The following is a 23,426-nucleotide window of genomic DNA, read 5'->3' as shown; positions in this document are numbered from 1 at the left end:
ATGCGATTAGGATGAATCCTCATCGCGCTTTGGGCTTTTTGGTTTGAGCATGATCTTTTCGGAAAACCGCTACACACTTTGCGCTGACGCGGCCCTTCGGGTCCGGATCATGCTCTATGCGGCAAACTCGCCGGCCTCGGCCTTTCGATCCGCAAGCCGTGCGATCGTCGAGGCTCGTATCGGCGGGCTGAGGTGGAAGCCCTGGGCCTCGACGCAGCCCTCCTGGCGCAGGATGTCCAGCTGCTCGGCGGTTTCGACGCCTTCGGCGGTGGACGTCTTACCGAGACTCGTGGCGAACTGGACCACGGCCCGCGCGATCCGATGGGGCTCCTCCATCGGACTGGACAGCTCGCTGACGAAGCTGCGATCGATCTTGATCTTATCGAAGGGAAACTTCTGCAGAAAGCTGAGCGACGAATAGCCGGTGCCGAAATCGTCGAGGGCAATCCGCACCCCGAGCTCGCGCAGCTGGCTGAGTGCTGCGAATACGGTCCCGCTGTCATGCATGATGACGGTTTCGGTGACCTCGAGCTCGAGCCGGTCTGAAGCAATCCCCGACGCCGCCAGTGCGCTCACGATCGTCGACACGAGCTCCTTGCTCCTGAATTGCGCTGGAGACAGGTTGATCGCGATCTTCAGGTCGGAACGCCATTTTGCCGCTTCGGCACAGGCGGTTCTCAACACCCATTCCCCCAGCGGCAGGATCAAGCCAGTTTCCTCCGCGACGGGAATGAATTCGCCGGGCGAGACCAGACCCCGCTCGGGGTGATGCCAACGCAGCAACGCCTCGAAGCCACAGGTCTCGCCGCTCTTCAAATTGACGAACGGCTGGTAGTGGAGCTCGAATTCGCTCCTCGCAAGCGCCTTCCGCAGATCCCGCTCCAGGTTGCGGCGCGCATGCAGGAGCCGGTCCAGCTCCGGCTCGAAGAAGCGGAATGCACCACGTCCGCCGCTCTTGGCCGAGTAGAGGGCAAGATCTGCGCTCCTGAGGATCGTGTCGGAATCGGCGCCGTCTCGGGGCGCAAGGGCGATCCCGATGCTGGTGCCGACAATGACCTGATGATCGCCGAGATCGAACGGCTCGCTGAGCGCGCCATGGATCGCCTCGGCGAGAGAGGCCGCGTCCGCAGCCGGATTGGTCACGTAGTCGACGATTGCGAATTCGTCGCCGCCCAGTCGGGCGACGAACGTCGTCTCCCTGATGCAATCCAGCAAGCGCGCCGCGACTGAGCGCAGCAGCAGGTCGCCCGCCGGATGTCCGAGCGTGTCGTTGACCTCCTTGAAGCGGTCGAGGTCGAGCAGGAGAACCGCCAGATGGAGATTTCCGCCACGCGTATCGGCGAGTGCAGGCTCCAGACGCGCCTTGAGCAGCACGCGGTTCGGCAACTCGGTGAGCGCATCGTGTTCCGCCATGTAGGTGATCTTCGCTTCGGACCGGCGTTGCTCGGTGACATCCAGATGCGTAGCCACCCAGCCGCCGCCGGCCATCGGCTGCCGCGTCACGCAGATCAGCCGCCCATCGGCGAACGCATCGATGCGGCTCGAGACGGCATGGATCGGCAGTGCTTCGAGCCTGGCGATCTGCCGTTCGGCGGCGAAATCGCTGGCCTCGCCTTCGAGTATGCCGCTGGTGACGCGATGACGGATGATGTCGCGGTGCGGAGTTCCCGCACGCAGCAGTTCCGGCGGCAGCCGGTACAAACGGGCGTAACGCTCGTTGCAGATGACGAGCCGCTTCCCGGCGTCGAACATGCAAAGGCCCTCGACCATATGGTTGATGGCCGTGTCCAGCCTCAGCTTCTGTTCCTTGAGCTCGTTCTGCGACCCTTCGAGCTGCTGCCGGGCGATGGAGAGCTGGCTGATGATCTCCTCGAACCTGGCGGTTCTGGTCGCCAGACGACGATCGGCCAGCACTCCGATCAGGCTCATGCCCAGCACGGACAATGCGACGCCGGCGATGGCGAGCGCGAGGAAGGCCGGAGACAGCGAAAGCGTATCGGTCGCGAGCGCCGGATCCGGTGTGATCTGCACGGCGCCCATGGCCGTGAAGTGATGCGACACGATGGCGAGCGTCAGCAGGGTGGCGGCTGCCAGCGTGCCGCTATAACCCTGACGGGTGAGCGCTGCCGCCAGCGCAGCATAGCCAAAACACATGCCCAGAACGATGGAGAGGAGCACGAGGTCCACGGACCAGGAGACTCGGCCCGGCACTTCGAGCGCCCACATTCCGAGATAGTGCATGCTGGCAATGCCGCCACCGATGATGACGCCGCCAGCCGCCGCGCGCCAGCGGCCGGACGTGACGACCGCGACGCCGAAGCCGACCGAGGTCAGCAGCATTGCCGCCGCGAGAGAGGACGCCGTCAACACGATGCCGTAGCCCGTCGTGACCCCGGGCTCGTAGGCGAGCATCGCGACGAAATGCGTAGCCCAAATGCCGTATCCGATGGCCGCGCCGGCAATGGCGATCCAGATCCACCGGGTTCTCCCGCGCGTTGCGATCGCGCGGTGGAAGATGCTGACCGCGACGATGCTGGCAACGAAGCAGACCAGAGCAGCGAGCACGACGAGCCGCCAATCGTGTTCGGCCGTAAGGCAGGAGAAAACGCGGAACATTCAGTTTCGCCCCATCGTCGATATTGTTGATGTTTGTCGATGCTGGACCGGCTAATCGCCCTTCGCGTTAATTTTGTGCCGCGCCTGATCGCATGCTTAGCGGCTTGCCAACACCGTCCGTAAAATTTGATCTGTGGGGCTAACACGGTCCGCGCGCCGGTCGCGCCGGAAGCCCGCTGCGCGCGTTTGCGGATGACTGGAGATGGACGCGGATGCGCTTGCGTCCGGTGATCATCGCGCTGCAGGAGTCCCATCAGCGCCACGCCAGCAACGTGGAGCACGAAAGGGACGAGACGGCATCCGAAGAATGCCTGGTCGATCGGTAACGGATCTGGTCCGCTTTAGATGAGTTCTAGTACCCGGCAACCGACATCACGACGACCGCACTGAGCGCCATCCAGCCGAAATGCCGGCCCCGCGTCGCCCATGCGTTGGCGAGGGCGGAGCAGCCGAACACGCAGGCCATGGTCGCGACGATCCAGTGACGAGCCGGCTCCGATTGCATCCACGGCGCCGCGATCAGCAGCACGCCACCGCCGATCCAGGCCACGGTCGAGGCCTGCCACACCAGCCGGATCAAGGTGCGGAGGCGCTCCGGCTCGATGCGCGCGCGGGCGAAGACCTTGGCTTCGCCGAGGTAGCCGTGAACGAGCGCAACTGCGATGGTCACGACGCCCGCACATTGGAGCAGCAGATCCCGCATCGACGCCTCCATACACTCATGTATGTTTCGATAGCGTCTGGCCAAGCGCCTGTCAATACATTAGTGTATGGTGCGCTTTTCGGGAAACGACATGAACCAACAGCTCTCCGCTGACGATTGGACTGGCCAGGGCCTCAAGGCCCTGGCCAAGTGCGGCTTCACGGCCTTGAAGGCCGAGCCGCTCGCCAAGGCCATGGGCGTATCGCGCGGCAGCTTCTATTGGCATTTCGCCGATCTCGCCGCGTTTCACGCCGCGGTGCTGAAGCGCTGGCGCGAGATCGCGGCCGAGCGGATCATCGCCAACGTCGAAGCCGCCGGCGACGAGCCGGTCAAGATGCTGCTGCGGAGATCCTTCGGCGCGCGGCTCGACCTCGAACGCGCGGTGCGCAATTGGGCGGCGTTCGATGCTAGCGCGCAAGGGGCGGTGCGTGCCATCGATCGCCGCAGGCTCGATTATATCGAGGAGCTGCTGCAGAAGCGGGGACTCGCCCCGGCAACGGCGCAGGCCCGCGCGCAGATCCTGTACTGGACATTTCTCGGTTTCGCCCTGTCAGGCCCGTCAATCCCGGCCGCGCGGCTGCGGACCATGCTCGACGAGCTCCTGGCGATGGTCTCCGCCTAAAGCGCGATGGCGGGCGCGAATTTCTATGCTAAAGGCAAGCAAGTGCCGGAGACTTCCATGAACGCGCCCACCGAACGTCCCGAAGCCAGCGTCGATCCAAAATTGCTGGAGATCCTGGTCTGCCCGCTGACAAAGGGCCCGCTGGAATTCGATGCTGAGCGGCAGGAGCTGATCTCGCGCAGCGCCAAGCTCGCTTATCCCATTCGCGACGGCATCCCGATCATGCTGCCGGAAGAGGCGCGCAAGATCGATTGATAACAGCGAGTGGGGAGTGGCGAATGGCGAATGGGTCCACTTGCCACTCGATACTCACCATTCGCCCTTACAACGCCTCGCCCTTCAACAGCCGCGGCACCTCGCCGGTGAGGCCTGCGGCCTGGCGGATGAAGAGGTTCTTCAGCGGCGGGGCGCGGTCGACGAGGCCGAGGCCGATGTCGCGCACCGTGCGCAACAGCGTCGACTGGTTGGAGAACAGGAAGTTCAGCGAGTTGGTGGCGACGCCCATTGCCATGGTGTCGAACCGGCGCCAGCGCTGGTAGCGTTCGAGCACGTCCGCCCCGCCGATATCCAGGCCGAGCCGCGCGGCATCGACCACCACTTCCGCCAGCGCAGCGACGTCCTTCAGGCCCATGTTGAGGCCCTGGCCCGCGATGGGGTGGATGACATGGGCAGCGTCGCCGACCAGCGCGAGGCGCTCGGCGATGAAGGACCGCGCGACGAAATAAGACAGCGGAAACGCCCGCGGCTTGTCGAGCACACTGACCTCGCCGAGATGCAGGCCGAAGCGCTGCTCGAGCTCGGCGTGGAATTCCTCGTCGCTGAGGGCGATGATGCGCGCGGCCTCAGTGCGGCGCTCGGTCCACACCAGCGAGGAGCGTTTGCCGGTGAGCGGCAGGATCGCGAACGGGCCGGCCGGCAGGAAGTGTTCCTCGGCGCGGCCCTCGTGATCGCGCTCGTGGCCGACGGTGACGACGATGCCGGACTGATCGTACTCCCAGCCATGAGTGACGATGCCGGCGCGCTCGCGCAGCTTCGACCGCGCGCCATCGGCGGCGACCAAGAGGCCCGCCGCGATCACGCTGCCGTCGCCGAGCGTCACCTCGATGCCGTCGGTGCGCGCATCGTAGGAGGCGACCGGGGTGGCGCGAAGATCGATGCCGTCGGCCTCGGCGCGCACCACCAGCGCGTCGATCAGGCGGCGGTTCTCGATCATATGCGCGAAGGGCTCGCCCGGCGCGACGTCGCCGGCGAAGTTCAGGAACACCGGGCGGGTGGCGTCCTCGAGCTTGGAATCGGTGACGACCATGTCGAGGATCGGCTGGGCCTCGCCCCGGACGTCGTCCCAGGCGCCGATCGTCTCGAACAGGCGGCGGCAGGCGGCGACGATCGCGGTGGCGCGGGGGTCGCGGCTCGGCCGCGTGCCGAGCGCGGGATCGGCGACGATGATTGGGATCTCGGGCCCGAGCCCCTGGCGTAGCGCCAAGGCCAGCGCAAGGCCGGCAAACGCGCCGCCACCGATGACAATGCTACCCTGTACCGACATACCAAAGCTTCCCGGACAATTCTCGGTCTTGCTAGCAGACTTGAGCTGGGCGAAACAGTGCGGTGAAACGAGGACCGCTAGCCCTTCGTTCCGTCATTCCTGGGCGCGCAACACGCGTACCCGGAATCCGGAGGTTTATCAGCTCAAGATTTTCGGGTTCGCACCGCGTGCGCCCCGGAATGAGGCATCACTGGAAAGCACCATCATGTCCAAAGGACTGATCGACCTCATCGGGATCCTCGACCTCGAGCAGCTCGAGGTGAACCTGTTCCGCGGCAACAGCCCGAAGACGAGCTGGCAGCGGGTGTTCGGCGGCCAGGTGATCGGGCAGGCGATGGTCGCGGCCTGCCGCACCGTGGAGGGCCGGCTGCCGCATTCGCTGCATTGCTATTTCATCCTGCCGGGCGATCCGCAGATCCCGATCATCTATCAGGTCGAGCGCCTGCGCGACGGCAAAAGCTACTCGACCCGCCGCGTCACCGCGATCCAGCACGGCAACGCGATCTTCTCGATCATGGTCTCGTTCCACGCCGAGGAGGAGACTGCGTTCGACCACCAGGACAAGATGCCGGACGTGCCGCCGCCGGAAAAGCTCACGGCGGAGGAGGTGGCGAAGCAGCCGATGTTCAAGGAGATGCCGGACTTCATCCGCCGCTACTACGAATCCGATCGGCCGATCGAGCTGCGCCCGGTCGAGCTCGGCCGTTATTTCGGCCAGAAGATCGACGACGGCCGCATCCACGTCTGGATCAAGACCGCGGCCAAGCTGCCCGACGATCCGGCGCTGCACATGTGCGCGCTCGCTTACGCCTCGGACTTCTCACTGCTCGACGCGATCATGGCGCGCTATGGCCGCACGCTGTTCGACAAACGCATGATGCCGGCGAGTCTCGACCACGCGATGTGGTTCCATCGCCCGTTCCGCGCCGACGAATGGCTGCTCTACGCGCAGGATTCGCCGAGCGCGCAATCGGGACGGGGGCTGACCCGCGGCTCGATCTTCAAGCCGGACGGCACGCTGGTCGCCTCCGTCGCGCAGGAAGGCTCGGTGCGCGAACGGAAGGCCTGATCGCTTCAAGCAGCGCCTGAAGCGTTCGGATCATGCCCCGAGCGAGCCGCGCGGCGCGAGCTCGGTCTGCGAGGCGAACCAGTTCATGATCCAGCGGTACACCCACGGGATCGGGATGATGAAGCACATCAGGATGGCGGCCACGATGCCGCGCCAGAGGATATCGAGGCCGCTGCCCTTGAAGACGATCTCGCGCCGGGTGCCCTCGACGTTGCGGCAGAACCAGCGCATCTGAGCCGCGGCCACCCAGGCCCAGCCGATGATGGTGATGATGGAAATCGCGAACAGCAGATTCCAGCCGATATAGGCCCAGACCGAACCGGTGAAGCTGAGGCCCAGCGGCTGCCCGTTGGAGGCGAGGTTCGCGACCATCCATTTGATCAGCAGCCAGTAGAGCACGATCTGCACGATGAACAGCAGGTTGCTCAATATCTCGCTGCCGACGAAGCCAAGCGCGATGGCGAGAACGATGAAGCCGAAATACCACGGCACCAACGTCATCGCATTGCCGGGGAAGCTGAGGTTCGGCCGCCCGGGGACGTTCACGCAGGAGACGATCCATCTGGTGTACCAGACGAAGGCCCAAGGCGCCGGGATGACGAAGATCATTCCGATCAGCAGGACGATGCTGCGCCAGGTGAATTCGAGGATGCTGAAATCGACCGAGAGCGATCCACCGCTTGCATAGCCGGCAGCGCCGCCATAGCCACTTCCGCCCGTCGGGACCATCGGCGGCGCACCGCCGCCGATCAGGCCGGGAATTTCGGCGGCCTTCTGCCAGCCGGCCATGCCCTCGGTCCAGACCAAGGTGTCCGGACGCACGACGCCCTGGGCAACGAGGTCGCGGAATTGCCCTTCCGGAAAGGGCCCCTGCTGCTTACCCTCGGATGCGTAGAACCAACTCGCCATGGAACGTCCCCCTCGAACTTAGGTGTGTACCGGCCGGGACGCTTCGGTTCACGCCTGGGTTCACCGCATCCATGCCAAAAATGCATTGTGAATGATGAACAGCTGCCCTGTACAGAGGCGGCCGTTCACATGACCGCCCTTGGCCAAACGTTTTTCCGCTTCAATCTGCAACTTTTTTGTGCCATTTGCCCGGAAAGATGCCAGATTGACGCAGCGCCGGGGACATACGGCGCGGCGCATCCCGGGGAATAGGCCTGACCATGAAACTCGTCGTCGCGATCATCAAACCCTTCAAGCTCGATGAGGTCCGCCAGGCCCTAACGGCGATCGGCGTGCACGGCATGACCGTGACCGAGGTGAAAGGCTATGGCCGGCAGAAGGGCCACACCGAGATCTATCGCGGCGCCGAATATGTCGTGAACTTCCTGCCGAAGCTGCGCATCGAGATCGCGGTCGCTTCCGACGTCGCCGACAAGGCGGTCGCCGTGATCACCGCGACGGCGCGCACCGGCCAGATCGGCGACGGCAAGATCTTCGTCACGCCGATCGACCACGCGCTGCGCATCCGCACCGGCGAGACCGACAGCGACGCGCTCTGACTTTTTGTTTTGACGCGTTTTCTTGTCACGCGAACCGGTATCCACTTCGCTCGAAAACGCTTTGACACGACTGCTTCGATCGCACCGGGCAAATACGCCATGATGTGCGACGCCAATTGATGCCGGGGGGAACGATATGGCGGGATTGTCGCGCCGCGCAGCTGCCAAGGCTGCGCCAATCGGATTTGTGTCCGTCCTAGCTGCGCCGGCGCACGCGGCGGCAAACGAGATCAGCACCGCCGACACCGCCTGGATGATCGTCGCGACAGCGCTGGTGCTGATGATGACGATCCCGGGGCTTGCGCTGTTCTATTCCGGCATGGTGCGCAAGAAGAACGTGCTCGCCACCATGGCGCAGAGCCTGGCCGCGGTGATGCTGATCTCAATCCTCTGGGTGGCGTTCGGCTACTCGCTGTGCTTCGTCGGCGACGGCCCCTGGATCGGCACGCTCGATCGCTGGTTTCTCGCCGGCATGACCATGGACAGCGTCAACCCCGCGGCGAAGACGATCCCGGAATCGCTGTTCATGCTGTACCAGATGACGTTTGCCGTCATCACGGTGGCGCTGGTCGCGGGCTCGGTCGCCGACCGCATGCGGTTCTCCGCCTATCTCCTGTTCTCGGTCGCCTGGTTCATCTTCGTCTACATTCCGCTGGCGCATTGGGTGTGGGGTGGCGGCTTCCTCGCCAGCATGGGCGTGCTCGATTTCGCCGGCGGTCTCGTCGTGCATCTGTCGGCCGGCACCGGCGGCCTCGTTGCAGCCAAGGTGATGGGACGCCGTCACGGCTACGGCACCGAGAATCTCTCGCCGTTCGATCTGTCGCTCGCAGTGATGGGCACCGGCCTGTTGTGGGTCGGCTGGTTCGGCTTCAACGGCGGCTCGGCGCTCGGAGCGAACTCACGCGCGGTGATGGCGATCATCGCGACCCATCTGGCCGCCTGCGCGGGCGCGCTGACCTGGGGCGCGATCGAATGGGCGACCCGGCGCAAGCCCTCGGTGCTCGGCATGATCTCCGGCGCGGTCGCAGGTCTCGGCACCATCACGCCGGCCTCGGGCTTCGTCGCGCCATGGCACGGCATCGTCATCGGCATCATTGCCGGTGCACTCTGCTACTGGGCCTGTACCTGGCTGAAGCACCGCTTCGACTACGACGATTCGCTCGACGTCTTCGGCGTCCACGGCATCGGCGGCCTGACCGGCACCCTGCTCGGCGGCGTGTTCGCCACCAGCGCCATCGGCGGCACCGCCGGCCTGCTGGAGGGCAATCCGCAGCAGCTCCTGATCCAGTTCTATGGGGTCGCCGTGACCTTCGTCTGGTCGGCGGGCGTCAGCTTCATCCTGCTCAAGCTGGTCGGCCTGTTCGTGCCCTTGCGCGTATCCCGTGAGCACGAGCTGGAGGGTCTGGATATTTCGCAGCACGGTGAAGCCCTGCAGTAGGCGCCGACGCTACGTAAATACCGCCTCGCTGCCCGACACGTGAGCAACATTGTGTCGGGAGCCTGTCTTGCCCTTATTTTCAGCAGGCGTGACCACGTTTTGAGCGCGACGTAATAGCGCACTGCATTGCAACACCCGCCAAAGGCGAAAACCCCCGTCTTCATAGTCCGTTAGGCAATCCGCCTGATCTGGCACGGCATTTGATTCTAGGGGTCCGGCTGTGCCCGCGTAGTGAAACTTCTCCCTCGTGGCGAACCAGTCGAGAACGCCCGGCCACGTCCGGACCGGGCCCAAGCGGGGATAGGACCCATGAAAATTGTTATGGCGATCATCAAGCCATTCAAGCTTGAAGAAGTCCGTGACGCCCTGACCGCCATCGGCGTTCACGGTCTCACGGTGACGGAAGTCAAGGGGTATGGCCGCCAGAAGGGCCATACGGAAATCTATCGCGGCGCCGAATATGCCGTGAGCTTCCTGCCCAAGATCAAGATCGAGGTCGCTGTCGCCTCCGACCAGGTCGACAAGACCATCGATGCCATCACGTCCGCGGCGAAAACCGGACAGATCGGCGACGGCAAGATCTTCGTCATCAACCTCGACCACGCGGTGCGTATCCGCACCGGCGAGGCCGATGCCGCGGCCCTCTGATTCGCGCTCAACCTTATCCAAGCAGGAGTAAACAATATGACGTTCAAGCGTCCCTATGGCGCGGGACTGGCGGCTCTCGCAGTCGGCCTGTTCGCTGCGACCGCAGCCTACGCCGAGCCAACGGTCAACAAGGGAGACAACGCCTGGATGCTGACATCGACAGTGCTGGTGCTGTTGATGACGATCCCCGGCCTCGCGCTGTTCTACGGCGGTCTGGTTCGTTCCAAGAACATGCTCTCGGTCCTGATGCAGGTGTTCTACACCGTCTGCGTCGTCTGCGTGATCTGGGCCGTATACGGCTACAGCCTCACCTTCACCGGCGGCTCCGACTTCATTGGCGGCTTCTCCAAGGCCTTCATGATGGGCGTCACCACCGACACGAAGGCCGCGACCTTCTCGGTCGACGCCAACATCTCGGAGCTGATTTACGTCTGCTTCCAGATGACCTTCGCGGCGATCACGCCCGCTCTCATCGTCGGCGCCTTCGCCGAGCGCATGAAGTTCGCGGCGATCGCGCTGTTCGTTCCGCTCTGGGTGACGCTGGTCTATTTCCCGATCGCGCACATGGTCTGGTACTGGCAGGGTCCGGACCTGATCCAGGATGCGGCCAAAGCGTTGGCTGCCGCTACTGACGCGGCGGCGAAGACCGCGGCCCAGGCCAAGCTCGACGAGCTCAACGCCGATGCCGGCTGGATCTTCAAGATGGGCGCGATCGACTTCGCGGGCGGCACCGTGGTGCACATCAACGCCGGTATCGCGGGCCTCGTCGGCGCTCTCCTGATCGGCAAGCGCGTCGGCTACGGCAAGGAGCTGATGGCCCCGCACTCGCTGACCATGTCGATGATCGGCGCCTCGCTGCTCTGGGTCGGCTGGTTCGGCTTCAATGCCGGTTCCAACCTCGAGGCCAGCGGCGGCGCTGCGCTCGCCATGACCAACTCCTTCGTCGCCACCGCAGCCGCCGCGCTGTCGTGGATGTTCGCGGAGTGGATCATCAAGGGTCATCCCTCCGTGCTCGGCGTGATCTCAGGCGCCGTCGCGGGCCTCGTGGCCGTCACGCCCGCCGCCGGCTTCTCCGGCGTCATGGGAGCGATCGTCCTCGGCCTCGTCGTCGGCGTGGTCTGCCTGTTCTTCTGCACCGTGGTGAAGAACGCGCTCGGCTACGATGACTCCCTCGACGTGTTCGGCGTGCACTGCATCGGCGGCATCGTCGGCGCCATCGGCACCGGCATTCTGGTCAACCCCGCGCTCGGCGGCGCCGGCATCATCGACTATTCGGCGATCCCGCCGAAGGTCGCCGATTACGACTTCGCCACGCAGATGCTCGCCCAGATCAAGGCCGTCTGCACCACGCTGGTGTGGTCGGGCGTCGGCTCGGCGATCCTCTTCAAGGTCGTCGATGTGATCGTCGGCCTCCGCGCCAATGTCGAGAGCGAGCGTGAGGGCCTCGACATCACCGAGCACACCGAGCGCGCCTACAACATGTGACCCTCTCCTCCCGGGCGCGGTCTCTTTGGGGACCGCGTCCACAACTACGGTTCGGGCACATACCCGGCAATGCCCTGACCGTTGAGGGGCTCCAGCGCAAGCTGGAGCCCCTTTCTTTTGATAGCTCGGCCTGCAGGCACCTCCAGGGGAGGGTGGACCGTCCATGCACGCCGCTGTCTCCGGCCCCATTATTCCCGCTCTGGACGCGGGCGGCGGCCGATGGTTAATCGCGTCTTAACCTCGCCCTATCTATGGTGAACTGAACCGCTTCCCGCCGGCGCCTATGGTAGCGACCGGCCGTTCCAAGAGTACTGGCGCCCAACGAATGGCTCTGACCGCTTCATCCCGTGCGCCGCAGGGCGGTAATGGCTCCGATTCCGAACGCTCGCCCTTCGTCCGGCTGAACGAGCTGCTGGCCCCGCATCAGCCGGGCAAGCCCTTGATTTCGCTTGCGGTCGGCGAGCCCCAGCATCCCGTACCCGACTTTGTCGGCCCGGTGCTGGCCAAGCACATCGCCGATTTCGGCCGTTATCCCGCCAACAAGGGCACCGACCCGTTCCGCAACGCCGCCGGGGCCTGGCTGTCGACGCGGTTCAAGCTGCCGCGGCCGCTCGACCCCGAGAGCGAGATTCTCGTCCTCAATGGCAGCCGCGAGGGGCTGTTCCTCGCCGCGATCGCGGCCGCGCGCTATGTCGGCCCGCGTCCGGGCAAGCCCGCGATCCTGATGCCGAACCCGTTCTATCCGGTCTACGGCGCGGGCGCGCTTGCGGCCGCTTGCGAGCCGGTCCATCTGCCGACCACGGTCGAGAACGGCTTCCTGCCCGATCTCGACGCCATCAATGAGGCGACGCTGGCGCGCACGGTGGCGTTCTACCTGGCTTCGCCCGCCAATCCGCAGGGCTCGGTCGCGAGGCCCGGCTATTTCAAGCGATTGAAGCAGCTCGCCGATCGCTATGGCTTCGTGATCCTCAGCGACGAGTGCTATTCCGAGATCTACACCCGCGAGGCACCCGGCAGCGCGCTGGAATGCGCCGGCCCCGACTTCACGCGCGTGGTCGCGTTCCAGTCACTGTCGAAGCGCTCCAACCTGCCGGGCCTGCGCGTCGGCTTTGCCGCCGGCGACAAGAGGTTCATCGGCATGTTCCTCGAGCTGCGCAACATCGCCGCGCCCCAGGTGCCGGTGCCGCTGCAGCATGTCGCGACGGTCGCCTATGGCGACGAGGCGCATGTCGAGGAGAATCGGCGGCTGTACCGGATCAAGTTCGACCTCGCCGACCAGATCATCGGCAATCGTTACGGCTATCGTCGCCCCGATGCCGGCTTCTGCGTCTGGCTCAACACCTCCGAGATCGGCGACGACGTGTCGGTGACGCTCAAGCTGTTCAAGGAAGCCGGCGTGCGCGTGGTGCCCGGCAGCTTCCTGGCGCGACAGCAGCCTGACGGATTCAATCCCGGCGCAGGCTATATCCGCCTCGCACTGGTGCAGGACGGCGAGACCACGGCGCAGGCGCTGCACCGGCTGGTCGAGACTCTGGGTTAGGCGGGGCCCGTGAGCATGTCGGCAATCGAACGCGTCATTCCTCTGGTCGGCCATCTGCCGCCCTCGATCCGCGAGGGGCTGGCGCGGCGCATGCGCGAGCTCGCCGGCCTCGGCCTGATCGCGCTGGCGGGCATCGCCGCGGCGGCGCTGATGACGTGGTCGGTGCAGGACCCCAGTCTCAGCCACGCGACCTCGCGGCCGATCCGCAACATCCTCGGCTATGCCGGCGCGATCGGCGCCGATCTCGCCATGCAGATCCTGGGGCTCGGCGCGATCATGCTGGTCCTGACCGTTGCGGTCTGGGGCTGGCGCATGATGACGCATCGGCCGTTCGACCGCGAGGCGCTGCGGCTCGGCTCCTGGATTCTCTGCACGGTGATCGCGGCAGGCTTCGTCAGTTGCTTTCAGCATGGCGGGGCCTGGCCGCTGCCGACCGGCCTCGGCGGCGTGGTCGGCGATGCGCTGGTGCGCGCGCCCGCGGTGATCTTCGGGCCGGCCGGTACGATCTATCGCATCGTGCTGGGCACGATCCTGCTCGCCGCGATGACAGCGACCTTCCTGATCGCCTGCGGCCTCGGCGCGCGCGAGCAAGACGACGAGATCGCTGAGGTCGCCGATGACGACAAGCCGCTCGACGAAGACGAGGAGAGCGATCGGGGTTCGGTCTCGCTGGGCTGGCTGTTCCATGCATTGATGAGCACCAAGGCGCGGCTGATCTGGCTGTGTGGTGCCGCCTACCGCTCGCTGGTCTCGAGCGGACCGAAGACCAAGTCCGCCCAGTTCAGCCGGCAGGAGCCGAATCTCGGCGGCGGCCGCTCGGCGCCGTCGATCTCGCCGCAGTCTCAAGACGAGGACTACGAGGACGAGCACGAAGACGAATTGGAGGACGAGGAGGAGGAAGAGGAGGAGCCCGCCGCGCGCGCCCCGAAGAAGAAAGCCGCGCCGAAGCCCGCTTCCAAGAAATCCTCCGACAAGTTCGACCTCCCGTCCGTCTCCATGCTGGCCGCACCAAAGGCCGGCGATCGCCAGCCGCTCAGCAAGGCCGAGCTGGAGAACAATTCCCGTTCGCTCGAAGGCGTGCTGCAGGATTTCGGCGTGCGCGGCGAGATCGTGAAGGCCAATCCCGGTCCGGTCGTTACGCTGTACGAGCTGGAGCCGGCGCCCGGCATCAAGTCCTCGCGCGTGATCGGCCTTGCCGACGACATCGCCCGCTCGATGAGCGCGCTGTCGGCACGCGTCGCCGTCGTGCCCGGCCGCAACGCAATCGGCATCGAGCTGCCGAACGCGCATCGCGAGAAAGTCTATTTGCGCGAATTGCTGGTGGCGAAGGAGGCGACCGACACAGTGGCGAAGCTGCCGCTCTGCCTCGGCAAGACCATCGGCGGCGACCCCGTCATCATCGACCTCGCGCGCACCCCGCACATGCTGATCGCCGGTACCACCGGCTCGGGCAAGTCGGTCGCGATCAACACCATGATCCTCAGCCTGGTCTACCGGCTGCGGCCGGACCAGTGCCGCCTGATCATGGTCGATCCGAAGATGCTCGAGCTCTCCGTCTATGACGGCATTCCCCATCTGCTCACGCCTGTTGTGACCGACCCGAAGAAGGCGGTGGTCGCGCTGAAATGGGCCGTGCGCGAGATGGAAGAGCGCTACAAGAACATGGCCAAGCTCGGTGTGCGCAACATCGACGGTTACAACACGCGCCTGCTCGAATTGAAGGCCAAGGGCGAGGAGCCGACGCGCACGGTGCATACCGGCTTCGACAAGGAGACCGGCAAGGCGATCTACGAGGAAGAGAAGCTCTCGCTCGATCCGCTGCCCTACATCGTCATCATCGTCGACGAAATGGCCGACCTGATGATGGTCGCCGGCAAGGACATCGAAGGCGCGGTGCAGCGTCTGGCGCAGATGGCGCGGGCCGCCGGCCTGCACGTGATCCTGGCGACGCAGCGTCCGTCGGTCGACGTCATCACCGGCACCATCAAGGCGAACTTCCCGACCCGCATCGCCTTCCAGGTCACCTCCAAGATCGACAGCCGCACCATCCTCGGCGAGATGGGTGCCGAGCAGCTGCTCGGCCAGGGCGACATGCTCTACATGGCGGGCGGCGGCCGCATCAGCCGCGTGCACGGACCGTTCGCCTCCGACGAGGAAGTCGAGAAGGTGGTGCGTCACCTCAAGACCCAGGGACAGCCGGAATATCTCGAAGCCGTCACCGCCGAAGAGCCGACCGAGGACGAGGACGGTGCCGTGTTCGACGCCACCGGCATGGGCGGCGATGGCGGCGGCGATCTCTTCCAGCAGGCGGTTGCGATCGTCAAACGCGATCGCAAGGCCTCGACCAGCTACATCCAGCGCCGCCTGCAAATCGGCTACAACCGCGCCGCATCGCTGATGGAGCGCATGGAACTGGAGGGCATCGTCGGTCCCGCCAACCATGCCGGCAAGCGTGAGATTCTGGTCGAGGAAGAAGACAGCCATATGTGAGGCGAGGAGCCTCTGAGCAACATTTCACGCAAATTCGATATCTGCTTTTGCCCGAAATCACGGTAAAAGGGCGCCCAGCCACACAGGACGACGCGTTGATCAGACATCCGGACATTCGATTCGCTGCCACCATCGCCGCGCGAAGCGCGCGCATGGCCGGCGTGCTTCTCGTCACCGCCGCGATGGTGACCGCTGCGTCTTTCGCGCAGACCGTGCCGGTGCCGAAGCCCGCGCCGAAGGGGCGTGACGGCGGCGCGACCGCCGGTGGGCCGGCCGTCACCGGCGCGACGCAGGCGCCGCCCAATCCGGTGATCCCGGATCCGCGGCGCAACGTTCCGAGCAGCATCTTCCAGACCTTCGACGCCAACCAGAAAGCGCAGGCGGCCAAGGTCAGCGCCTATCTGTCGTCGCTGCAGACGTTGGTCGGGAATTTCGTCCAGGTCGGTCCCGACGGCAGCAAGACGCAGGGCGACTTCTACATCCAGAAACCCGGCAAGGTACGCTTCGAATATGATGCGCCGAGCCCGATCGACATCGTCGCCGACGGATCCTCGCTCGTGGTGCGCGACCGCAAGCTCGCGACCCAGGACGTCTACCCGCTGTCGCAGACGCCGCTGCGCTTTCTATTGTCCGACCGCATCGACCTGATGAGGGACACCAATGTCGTTGGCGTCTCGGCCGACGACGTCTTCGTCAGCGTCACCATCGAGGAGAAGCAGGCCCTGGTCGGCACCAGCCGCTTGCTGCTGATGTTCGGCGCCAAGGACGGCCAGCTCAAGCAGTGGACCGTCACCGATCCGCAGGGCTACGACACGACGATTGCGGTGTACAATCTGGACTCGAGCAAGAAGCTCGACCCCAACATGTTCAAGATCGATTTCACCAATTACAACACGCCGTCGCGGGGTTGAGCGCTCCGCTGCCGTAGGGTGGGCAAAGGCGCTCTTGCGCCGTGCCCACCACCTCTCCTCACGGCCATCACGGTGGGCACGCTTCGCTTTGCCCACCCTACGAGAGCTCGCTGTGGACAAGCATTTTCCCCACGCCAATCCATGCTAAGACGCATTTCCTATGCGTCTTTCCCTGACAACCTGGAACATCAACTCGGTGCGGCTACGCATCGACCTGGTCGCGAAATTTCTCAAGAGCGCGCGGCCAGAAGTGCTGTGCCTGCAGGAGACCAAGTGCATCGACGATGCTTTTCCGCTGAAGCGCTTCAAGCGGCTCGGCTACGAGCACGTCGCGCTGAACGGTCAGAAGGGCTATCACGGCGTCGCCATCATCTCGAAGATCCCGTTCGAATCGAAGGACATCCGCACCTTCTGCGACAAGGTGGATTCGCGCCACATCTCGGTGTCGTTCGGTGAAAAGGCGGGCATCGCAAAACCACTGGTGCTGCATAATTTCTACGTGCCCGCGGGCGGCGACATTCCCGATCCCGCGCTGAACGAGAAATTCGACCACAAGCTCCGCTTCCTCGACGAGATGAAAGCGTGCGAGCCGCTGCATCCGCGCGGTGAGGACCGCCACATCCTGGTCGGCGATCTCAACGTCGCCCCGCACGAGAACGACGTGTGGTCGCACAAGCAGCTGCTGAAAGTGGTCTCGCACACGCCTGTCGAAACGGAGAAGCTGAAGGCGGCGCTCGCGGCCGGCGAATGGGTCGACGTCGCGCGCGAGCGCATCCCGATGGCGGAGAAGGTCTATACGTGGTGGAGCTACCGCTCCGCCGACTGGACCATCGGCGATCGCGGCCGCAGGCTCGACCACATCTGGGTCTCGCGCGCGCTGAAGGATGCAGTCAGCGATTTCAGGATTCTGCGCGATGCGCGCAGCTGGGAGCGGCCATCGGACCACGTGCCTGTGACGGTGACGCTGGAGGTGTGAGCCGCCCTCGTCATTCCGGGGCGCGCCACTTGGCGCGAGCCCGGAATCCATTCATCAACTGACTCTGCCGCTCAATGGATTCTCAGGTGCGCAATTGCGCACCATAGTTCGCGACTTCGTCGCGCCCCGGAATGACGAGGGCTCAGCTCGTCAGCTTTGCACCCGCCATCAGGATATCACTGGCGATCTGGCTGGAGCGCACCGCGAACTCGTCGCGCAGGCGCACCGCCGCAGCGGGATCGCTTTCGAGCACGCGCTGGAACAGGCTGCGGGCGACGCGGATGACGGAGGAATGCTCCAGCGCGACCGCGCTCGACGGCCGCTTCATCGGCACCACCAGCGCGAGCTCGCCGATCAACGCGCCGGGACCGGCGATCATTTCGGCGCCGGCGCCGTCCTCGACCCGGAAGGCGCCGCGCTGGACCACGAAGCCGGCGTCGGCGTCGTCGCCGAGATTGAACAGCACGTCGCCGCGGACGAAATCACGCTGCTCCGAGCCGATCGCCAGCATGCGCAACGAGGCGTCTCCCAACAGGCGCAGTGTCGGGACACGCTCGAGAAGCGCTACATCATCGTCGATTGACATTCAGGTCCGAGGCTCGAAGGCGTGCGATCTAAAACGATTCGCACGCCATCGAAGCGTATCACGGCACCAGCTTGTAGCCACCGGCTTCCGTCACCAGGATCTCCGGGTTGGCGGCGTCCTTCTCGATCTTCTGGCGGAGGCGGTAGATGTGGGTTTCCAACGTGTGCGTGGTGACGCCGGAATTATAGCCCCAAACCTCCTGGAGCAGGGTCTCGCGCGACACCGGCATCTGGCCGGCCCGGTAGAGGAAGCGGAGAATTGCGGTTTCCTTCTCGGTGAGGCGGACCTTGCGGGCATTGGCCGCGGTGAGCATCTTCGAGCCGGGACGGAAGGAGTAGGGTCCGACCGAGAACACCGCGTCCTCGCTGGCTTCATGCTGACGGAGCTGGGCGCGGATGCGCGCCAGCAGCACCGCGAAACGGAAGGGCTTTGCCACATAGTCGTTGGCGCCGGATTCCAGGCCCAGGATCGTGTCGGAATCGGTGTCGTGCCCGGTCAGCATGATGATCGGGGCCTTGAAGCCGCCCTTCCGCAGCGAGCGGACAACCTCGCGGCCGTCGGTGTCGGGCAGGCCGACATCCATCAGAACCAGATCGGGGGAATTGGCCTTCGCGGCGCTGGCGCCCTTGGCGCCGGTATCGACCGCAGAGGCTTCGAATTCTTCGTGTAGCGATAATTGCTCCACCAACGTGTCGCGCAGATCGGTATCGTCATCCACGATCAGGATCTTGCGGGCATTGGCCATGGGGGGTCATCCTTTTGGGGTCCGGCTCGGCGGCACATCCATGCCGCACCCAGCCGCGAGGGGAAGTTTAAGGTCGCCGTGATTATTGTTGTTCGTGTTGAAGTAGTGGGCTGTTACCGATTCACAAGCCAGAAGCACTCTAACTCAGAATAGCAGGACGTTTTGATGAATGTCCTGTAATGAATTCGACATTGCACGTTCACATGAAAAACAAAGCAGCTTCAGTCGGTTACATCAGGAATCGAGGCCCCGGGCCGCTCTCGGCGATCCGCGTTAAGCCTGCTGCCGGCAATCCGCGCCGAGGCTGGCTGACGGCGGGAGCGCTGACCATTCCGGTTGCGCTGGGGCGAGGCGGCATTCTCGCCAACAAGCGCGAGGGCGATGGCGGCACCCCCAGAGGCAGCTTCCGGCCCAGGCAATTGTGGTGGCGGGGCGACCGGCACAGCCGTCCCCGGACGTTCCTGCCGGCCCGGATGATCACCGGCGTGGACGCCTGGTGCGAGGATCCGCGGGACCGCCGCTACAACCAGAGCATCCGGCTCGGCGAGGGGCAGGGCGGCGACCGGCTCCGGCGCGCCGACCATCTCTACGACTTCATCATCGAGATCGACCACAACACACGGCCCCGCATCGCCGGCCGCGGCAGCGCGGTGTTCCTGCACCTTGCCCGCGACAATTTCGGCCCGACTGCCGGCTGCGTCTCCATGACGAAATCCGCCATGCTGCAATTGCTGCGGCGCCTGGGCCCGCGCACAAAGATCATCATCGGGTGAGGCACACCGCCGTCATTGCGAGGAGCCCTTGCGACGAAATTGACAGCGTTCGGGCGGCATCGGCCCTCGCCAACGGCAACTACCGATGCCCGAAGATCGCGCTGCCGACGCGCACATGGGTAGCGCCGAGCATGATCGCGGTCGCGAAATCGGCGCTCATGCCCATCGAGAGATTCGTCAAGCCATTGCGCGCGGCGATCTTGGCGGTGAGCGCAAAGTGCGCGGCGGGCGGCTCGTCGACCGGCGGGATGCACATCAATCCGGAGATCGTCAGCCCGTAGGTGTCGCGGCAGCTTGCAATGAAGGCATCGGCCTCGCCCGGGGCAATCCCGGCCTTCTGCGGCTCCTCGCCGGTGTTGATCTGGACGAACAGCTGCGGGTGCCTGTTCTGGGATTCGATTTCCTTGGCTAACGCTTGGCAAATGCTCGGACGGTCGACCGAATGGATGGCGTCGAACAGCGCAACCGCCTCTTTCGCCTTGTTGGATTGCAGCGGCCCGATCAGATGCAGCGCGATATCGGGGTAAGCAGACGTTAACGCCGGCCACTTGGCTTTGGCCTCCTGCACCCGGTTCTCGCCAAATACGCGCTGTCCTGCGGCGATAACCGGGATAATTGCATCCGCCGCGAACGTCTTGGACACGGCGATCAGCGTGACCGAGGCGCGGTCACGCTGCGCGTCCCTGCAGGCGCGTGCAATTTCGGCTTCGACCGCGGCGAGCGCGTTTGGTGAATGGCCGGTGACCGGCGCGACGTTGGCTTCCGTCATGACGTCTCTTGGTTGTGACCTTAGCCCGAGTTAGGTCCAATTTTACCGAGTTCAAGAAACAGTTTTTGAACCCTTCGCTTTACCTTAGCCCGCGGGGTGGGTAGCGAAAATGGCAAGCGTCAGTCTCAACCGCAAGCGCGCGAAACTCAAGCAGGTTCTCGGTATCCGGGCGCGGCTTGCGTTGCTCGCGGTGATTCTCGTGACGCCCTTGATGATCGAGCGCATCCGTTCCCTCGAAGACACGCGCGCGCGGCAAGTTGCGCAGGCCGCGGCTGAATTCACCACGGTGGCGAGGCACAGCGCCGATGCGCAGCGCCAGGTGATCTCGTCAGTCGAGACCATTCTGAAATCGGAGGCCTTCATCCGCGCCTCCGCCGGCGGCATCAGCAAGAGCTGCGACGTGCTGCGCGCGAGCCTCCCCTCGAGCCTGCCCTGGATTCGCACGCTTCTGATCGCCGGCCAGGACGGCCGCATCCAATGCGCCACCAACAACATGTATGTCGGTCTCGATCTCAGCGACCGACCGTACTTCCAGCAGGCCCAGGAAACCGGCCGCTTCGTGCTGAGCGACTTCATCATGTCGCGACCGGTACCGTCGCCAACGGTGATGGCGGTCTATCCGGCCTCCGCCTTCAGCGGTGTGGCTGATGCCGTCGTGCTCGCCACCGTCAATCTCGACTGGATGTCGAAGGTCATGAACAATCTGGGCGGTCGCGCCGGCATCACTGCGGTGCTGGTCGACAGCGCGGGCACCGTGCTGGCGGCCCCGGCCGATCAGCACAGCGCGGTCGGCCGTCCGCTCGACAACATGCCGCTGATGTCCGCGATCGCCGACAAGGCGCTGCGCTCCGATCAGGATGAGGGTTCGCTGTCCTTTCTCGCCGCCGACGGCTCCCGCCGCGCGGTCAGCTATATCCGCATCGCCGGCACCAATGCCCGCCTGATCGCCAGCATCGACGAAGACAAGGTGTCCGCAGCGGTCAGCCGCGACATCCGCACCGCCTATCTGCAGCTCGCCTTCGTGCTCATGTTCGTCCTGCTCGGCGCGCTGATCGCCGCCGAAAAGCTCGTGATCAAGCCGATCGAGATGCTCGCCGACATGGCCAAGCGGCTCGGCGAGGGCGACCTGTCGGCGCGCGCCGCGCGCAATCGCCTGCCCGCCGAGTTCGTGCCGCTGGCCCGCGCGTTCAACGCGATGGCCGCGCAGCTGAGCCAGCGCGAGCGCGAGCTGATCGCAAGCAACGACCGCCTGACGGTGATGGCGTCGATCGACATGCTGTCCGGTCTCGCCAACCGCCGCGGCTTCCAGAGCCGGCTGGATTTCGAATGGATGCGCGCGCAGCAATATGGCAGCGAGCTGGCGCTTCTGATGATCGACGTCGACCATTTCAAGCTGTTCAACGACACCTACGGCCATCTCGAAGGCGATTCCTGCCTGACGCGGCTCGGCGAATCACTGTCCGGCATCGCCGCCGACACGATGGGCTTCGCGGCCCGCTACGGCGGCGAGGAGTTCTGCCTGCTGCTGCCGAACACCGACGTGACGCGCGCCGTCGCGATCGGCGAGCAGGTGCGTTCGGCCGTGCTGAGGCTCTGCCTGCCTCACATCACCTCGAACCACATGATCGTCACGGTCTCGATCGGCGTCGCCGCGACCAAGCCGAGCGAATCCTTGCGTCCCGGCGACCTGATCGAAGCCGCCGACGCCGCGCTCTACGCCGCCAAGCATCGTGGCCGCAACAATGTCGTCGAGCACGGCGTGCAGGCGATCGCGACCGGCACGGCCGAGATGATGATGGTGGCGAGCGCCTAAAGCGCTGGTTCTTCACCTCGCCCCGCTTGCGGCGTCTGAACTGTGCACTGCCGGACACGATAGATTCCACATCGTCATGGCCGGGCTTGTCCCGGCCATCCACGCCTTGCCCACAGCACAAAGAACGTGGATGCCCGGGACAAGCCCGGGCATGACGGCCTGTCGTCTCGCCCGAGCTAGCCCGCAGCGCCGGCGCGATCGAGCTCGATCTCCGTCACCACACGATTGCGGCCGCCGCCCTTGGCGAGATAGAGCGCACGGTCGCAGCGTTCGATCAGATCCGTGATCGCCTCGCCGACCCGGAATTGCGCAACGCCGATCGACACGCTGATGCCGGGCAGGGTCTCGCCGGTCGAGCGACGCGTGATCGTGCAATCTGCGATCGCGCGCCTGATCCGTTCGGCGATCTCGGCGCAAGCGGCCAGATCGGCGTCCGGCAGCACCGCGATCAGCTCCTCGCCGCCATAGCGGGCCGGCAGATCTTGCGCGCGAACCTTCTCGCGCAGGACCTTGGCCATCAGGCGCAGCACCTGGTCGCCGACACCGTGGCCGAAATTGTCGTTGAACGACTTGAAGTAGTCGATGTCGAGCATCAGCACGCTGAGCGGCTCGCCCCATTCCGCCGTCGTCTGCGCCTTGCGCAGGAATTCGTCGAGGGCCCGCCGGTTCGCCAGCCCGGTCAGCGTGTCGGTCCGGGCGCGCTGCTCGGACCGCGACAGCGAATCGCGGATCACGTCGAGTTCGCGGGTCTTTTCCGCAAAGCCTGCCTCCAGCCGCGTCGCCCGCGTGGCCGCCCGCGCCAGCTCGTTCATGAGCTGGGCAACCAGCAGCTTTGGATCGACGCCGGCCTTGCCCTGGTCAGCCACCTGGCTGATGACCTGCATTTGCGAATGATTGTCGGCGATCGCCGTCGTCAGGAACTCCTTCGCCGTCCCCATCAGCGCCTGCAGCCGCTCGGAGGTGTCGACCACGACGGCACTCACCTGCGGCGCGACGTAAGTCTCGAACAGATCCTGATTGGTTTGGGCGTCGAAGGGACGATTGTGGTCGATCAGGAGATCGATCGCGTTGCGCAGATCGTCATGGCTGCCCGCGAAATACTGGAACCAGACGGCAAAGTTGGCCGGGGTCGGTGCAATCCGCTGTTCGGCCATGCTCCGCATTGCCCGCCCGGCGACGGACGCGGCATAG

General features: G+C 64.9%; 21 protein-coding genes. 13 read left to right on the top strand and 8 right to left on the bottom strand.

Features of this window, described 5'->3' with window-relative positions:
* Window positions 1-114: 114 nt before the first annotated feature.
* Both I6F28_RS28505 and I6F28_RS28500 read right to left on the bottom strand, forming a co-directional pair.
* Window positions 115-2,616 carry an EAL domain-containing protein gene (locus I6F28_RS28505; protein WP_225113162.1) on the bottom strand — a complete coding sequence of 834 codons (2,502 nt, stop codon included), beginning with the start codon at window positions 2,614-2,616 and terminating at the stop codon, window positions 115-117.
* Window positions 2,617-2,968: 352 nt separating this feature from the next.
* Window positions 2,969-3,319, bottom strand: a complete 351-nt coding sequence (locus tag I6F28_RS28500; RefSeq protein WP_036003036.1) for a hypothetical protein — start codon at window positions 3,317-3,319, stop codon at window positions 2,969-2,971.
* Between the two features lie 91 nt (window positions 3,320-3,410).
* Between I6F28_RS28500 and I6F28_RS28495 the strand changes: the two genes are divergently transcribed.
* Together I6F28_RS28495 and I6F28_RS28490 are read left to right on the top strand one after the other, a co-directional pair.
* Window positions 3,411-3,941 (top strand): TetR/AcrR family transcriptional regulator, encoded by a 531-nt coding sequence (locus I6F28_RS28495; RefSeq protein WP_225142291.1) that lies wholly within the window; start codon window positions 3,411-3,413, stop codon window positions 3,939-3,941.
* 57 nt (window positions 3,942-3,998) lie between these two features.
* Window positions 3,999-4,196 (top strand): Trm112 family protein, encoded by a 198-nt coding sequence (locus I6F28_RS28490; protein WP_036003042.1) that lies wholly within the window; start codon window positions 3,999-4,001, stop codon window positions 4,194-4,196.
* Between the two features lie 67 nt (window positions 4,197-4,263).
* Here the strand turns inward: I6F28_RS28490 and I6F28_RS28485 are convergent, their stop codons facing one another.
* Window positions 4,264-5,484, bottom strand: a complete 1,221-nt coding sequence (locus I6F28_RS28485; RefSeq protein WP_225142289.1) for a ubiquinone biosynthesis hydroxylase — start codon at window positions 5,482-5,484, stop codon at window positions 4,264-4,266.
* A 205-nt stretch (window positions 5,485-5,689) separates the two neighbouring features.
* Here I6F28_RS28485 and tesB point away from each other — a divergent pair, with 205 nt between their 5' ends.
* Window positions 5,690-6,553, top strand: a complete 864-nt coding sequence (gene tesB / locus I6F28_RS28480; RefSeq protein WP_036003028.1) for an acyl-CoA thioesterase II — start codon at window positions 5,690-5,692, stop codon at window positions 6,551-6,553.
* Window positions 6,554-6,583: 30 nt separating this feature from the next.
* Here the strand turns inward: tesB and I6F28_RS28475 are convergent, their stop codons facing one another.
* Entirely contained in the window at window positions 6,584-7,462 is an 879-nt protein-coding gene (locus tag I6F28_RS28475) for a DUF4339 domain-containing protein (RefSeq protein ID WP_225142287.1), read from the bottom strand.
* Between the two features lie 260 nt (window positions 7,463-7,722).
* On the opposite strand from I6F28_RS28475, the gene I6F28_RS28470 reads away from it, so the two are divergent.
* The 8 genes from I6F28_RS28470 to I6F28_RS28435 all read left to right on the top strand — a co-directional run bounded on the left by I6F28_RS28470 (window position 7,723) and on the right by I6F28_RS28435 (window position 17,549).
* A complete protein-coding gene (locus I6F28_RS28470; RefSeq protein ID WP_008142802.1) occupies window positions 7,723-8,061 on the top strand; it encodes a P-II family nitrogen regulator in 339 nt (112 codons plus the stop codon).
* Between the two features lie 136 nt (window positions 8,062-8,197).
* Entirely contained in the window at window positions 8,198-9,499 is a 1,302-nt protein-coding gene (locus tag I6F28_RS28465; RefSeq protein WP_036003052.1) for an ammonium transporter, read from the top strand.
* Between the two features lie 309 nt (window positions 9,500-9,808).
* Entirely contained in the window at window positions 9,809-10,147 is a 339-nt protein-coding gene (locus I6F28_RS28460) for a P-II family nitrogen regulator (RefSeq protein WP_008142813.1), read from the top strand.
* A 36-nt stretch (window positions 10,148-10,183) separates the two neighbouring features.
* Complete coding sequence (locus tag I6F28_RS28455; protein ID WP_036003055.1) at window positions 10,184-11,632, top strand: ammonium transporter; 1,449 nt, start codon at window positions 10,184-10,186, stop codon at window positions 11,630-11,632.
* 325 nt (window positions 11,633-11,957) lie between these two features.
* On the top strand, window positions 11,958-13,172 hold the full coding sequence (locus I6F28_RS28450) for an aminotransferase class I/II-fold pyridoxal phosphate-dependent enzyme (RefSeq protein WP_225113159.1): 1,215 nt from the start codon (window positions 11,958-11,960) through the stop codon (window positions 13,170-13,172).
* Between the two features lie 9 nt (window positions 13,173-13,181).
* The gene (locus tag I6F28_RS28445; protein ID WP_225142284.1) at window positions 13,182-15,662 is read left to right on the top strand and encodes a DNA translocase FtsK; all 2,481 of its coding nucleotides are present in this window, start codon (window positions 13,182-13,184) and stop codon (window positions 15,660-15,662) included.
* Window positions 15,663-15,814: 152 nt separating this feature from the next.
* Window positions 15,815-16,573 carry an outer membrane lipoprotein carrier protein LolA gene (locus tag I6F28_RS28440; protein ID WP_036003066.1) on the top strand — a complete coding sequence of 253 codons (759 nt, stop codon included), beginning with the start codon at window positions 15,815-15,817 and terminating at the stop codon, window positions 16,571-16,573.
* Window positions 16,574-16,733: 160 nt separating this feature from the next.
* On the top strand, window positions 16,734-17,549 hold the full coding sequence (locus I6F28_RS28435) for an exodeoxyribonuclease III (protein ID WP_225142282.1): 816 nt from the start codon (window positions 16,734-16,736) through the stop codon (window positions 17,547-17,549).
* Window positions 17,550-17,691: 142 nt separating this feature from the next.
* Here I6F28_RS28435 and I6F28_RS28430 read toward each other — a convergent pair whose 3' ends face one another.
* Together I6F28_RS28430 and I6F28_RS28425 are read right to left on the bottom strand one after the other, a co-directional pair.
* The gene (locus I6F28_RS28430; protein WP_025033074.1) at window positions 17,692-18,135 is read right to left on the bottom strand and encodes a Crp/Fnr family transcriptional regulator; all 444 of its coding nucleotides are present in this window, start codon (window positions 18,133-18,135) and stop codon (window positions 17,692-17,694) included.
* 58 nt (window positions 18,136-18,193) lie between these two features.
* Window positions 18,194-18,880 (bottom strand): response regulator transcription factor, encoded by a 687-nt coding sequence (locus I6F28_RS28425; RefSeq protein ID WP_008142830.1) that lies wholly within the window; start codon window positions 18,878-18,880, stop codon window positions 18,194-18,196.
* A gap of 203 nt (window positions 18,881-19,083) precedes the next feature.
* On the opposite strand from I6F28_RS28425, the gene I6F28_RS28420 reads away from it, so the two are divergent.
* Window positions 19,084-19,653, top strand: coding sequence for a L,D-transpeptidase family protein (locus I6F28_RS28420; protein ID WP_036003068.1), 570 nt, complete (start codon window positions 19,084-19,086; stop codon window positions 19,651-19,653).
* Window positions 19,654-19,732: 79 nt separating this feature from the next.
* Here the strand turns inward: I6F28_RS28420 and I6F28_RS28415 are convergent, their stop codons facing one another.
* Window positions 19,733-20,422 (bottom strand): YggS family pyridoxal phosphate-dependent enzyme, encoded by a 690-nt coding sequence (locus tag I6F28_RS28415; protein ID WP_036003069.1) that lies wholly within the window; start codon window positions 20,420-20,422, stop codon window positions 19,733-19,735.
* A 109-nt stretch (window positions 20,423-20,531) separates the two neighbouring features.
* On the opposite strand from I6F28_RS28415, the gene I6F28_RS28410 reads away from it, so the two are divergent.
* Window positions 20,532-22,235, top strand: coding sequence for a sensor domain-containing diguanylate cyclase (locus I6F28_RS28410; protein WP_225142280.1), 1,704 nt, complete (start codon window positions 20,532-20,534; stop codon window positions 22,233-22,235).
* Window positions 22,236-22,411: 176 nt separating this feature from the next.
* On the opposite strand, the gene I6F28_RS28405 is transcribed toward I6F28_RS28410, so the two are convergent.
* Window positions 22,412-23,389: a GGDEF domain-containing protein gene (locus I6F28_RS28405; protein ID WP_225142356.1), complete on the bottom strand. Its 978-nt coding sequence runs from the start codon at window positions 23,387-23,389 to the stop codon at window positions 22,412-22,414.
* Window positions 23,390-23,426 lie beyond the last annotated feature (37 nt).

The organism is Bradyrhizobium sp. NBAIM14 (genome assembly GCF_020193895.1).
Lineage (GTDB): Bacteria > Pseudomonadota > Alphaproteobacteria > Rhizobiales > Xanthobacteraceae > Bradyrhizobium > Bradyrhizobium yuanmingense.
Note: the sequence above shows the minus strand (reverse complement) of the source record. Positions and strands in the feature narration are given on the sequence as shown.

Excerpts from the sequence above, each read along its gene's own strand:
- I6F28_RS28440 (WP_036003066.1), top strand. The coding sequence starts at position 15,815 with ATGGCCGGCGTGCTTCTCGTCACCGCCGCGATGGTGACCGCTGCGTCT.
- I6F28_RS28495 (WP_225142291.1), top strand. The coding sequence starts at position 3,411 with ATGAACCAACAGCTCTCCGCTGACGATTGGACTGGCCAGGGCCTCAAG.
- I6F28_RS28425 (WP_008142830.1), bottom strand. The coding sequence starts at position 18,880 with ATGGCCAATGCCCGCAAGATCCTGATCGTGGATGACGATACCGATCTG.
- I6F28_RS28450 (WP_225113159.1), top strand. The coding sequence starts at position 11,958 with ATGGCTCTGACCGCTTCATCCCGTGCGCCGCAGGGCGGTAATGGCTCC.
- I6F28_RS28405 (WP_225142356.1), bottom strand. The coding sequence starts at position 23,389 with ATGGCCGAACAGCGGATTGCACCGACCCCGGCCAACTTTGCCGTCTGG.
- I6F28_RS28485 (WP_225142289.1), bottom strand. The coding sequence starts at position 5,484 with ATGTCGGTACAGGGTAGCATTGTCATCGGTGGCGGCGCGTTTGCCGGC.
- I6F28_RS28470 (WP_008142802.1), top strand. The coding sequence starts at position 7,723 with ATGAAACTCGTCGTCGCGATCATCAAACCCTTCAAGCTCGATGAGGTC.
- I6F28_RS28420 (WP_036003068.1), top strand. The coding sequence starts at position 19,084 with ATGAAAAACAAAGCAGCTTCAGTCGGTTACATCAGGAATCGAGGCCCC.
- I6F28_RS28490 (WP_036003042.1), top strand. The coding sequence starts at position 3,999 with ATGAACGCGCCCACCGAACGTCCCGAAGCCAGCGTCGATCCAAAATTG.
- I6F28_RS28475 (WP_225142287.1), bottom strand. The coding sequence starts at position 7,462 with ATGGCGAGTTGGTTCTACGCATCCGAGGGTAAGCAGCAGGGGCCCTTT.
- I6F28_RS28435 (WP_225142282.1), top strand. The coding sequence starts at position 16,734 with ATGCGTCTTTCCCTGACAACCTGGAACATCAACTCGGTGCGGCTACGC.
- tesB (WP_036003028.1), top strand. The coding sequence starts at position 5,690 with ATGTCCAAAGGACTGATCGACCTCATCGGGATCCTCGACCTCGAGCAG.
- I6F28_RS28430 (WP_025033074.1), bottom strand. The coding sequence starts at position 18,135 with ATGTCAATCGACGATGATGTAGCGCTTCTCGAGCGTGTCCCGACACTG.
- I6F28_RS28465 (WP_036003052.1), top strand. The coding sequence starts at position 8,198 with ATGGCGGGATTGTCGCGCCGCGCAGCTGCCAAGGCTGCGCCAATCGGA.
- I6F28_RS28460 (WP_008142813.1), top strand. The coding sequence starts at position 9,809 with ATGAAAATTGTTATGGCGATCATCAAGCCATTCAAGCTTGAAGAAGTC.
- I6F28_RS28410 (WP_225142280.1), top strand. The coding sequence starts at position 20,532 with ATGGCAAGCGTCAGTCTCAACCGCAAGCGCGCGAAACTCAAGCAGGTT.
- I6F28_RS28505 (WP_225113162.1), bottom strand. The coding sequence starts at position 2,616 with ATGTTCCGCGTTTTCTCCTGCCTTACGGCCGAACACGATTGGCGGCTC.
- I6F28_RS28415 (WP_036003069.1), bottom strand. The coding sequence starts at position 20,422 with ATGACGGAAGCCAACGTCGCGCCGGTCACCGGCCATTCACCAAACGCG.
- I6F28_RS28455 (WP_036003055.1), top strand. The coding sequence starts at position 10,184 with ATGACGTTCAAGCGTCCCTATGGCGCGGGACTGGCGGCTCTCGCAGTC.
- I6F28_RS28500 (WP_036003036.1), bottom strand. The coding sequence starts at position 3,319 with ATGCGGGATCTGCTGCTCCAATGTGCGGGCGTCGTGACCATCGCAGTT.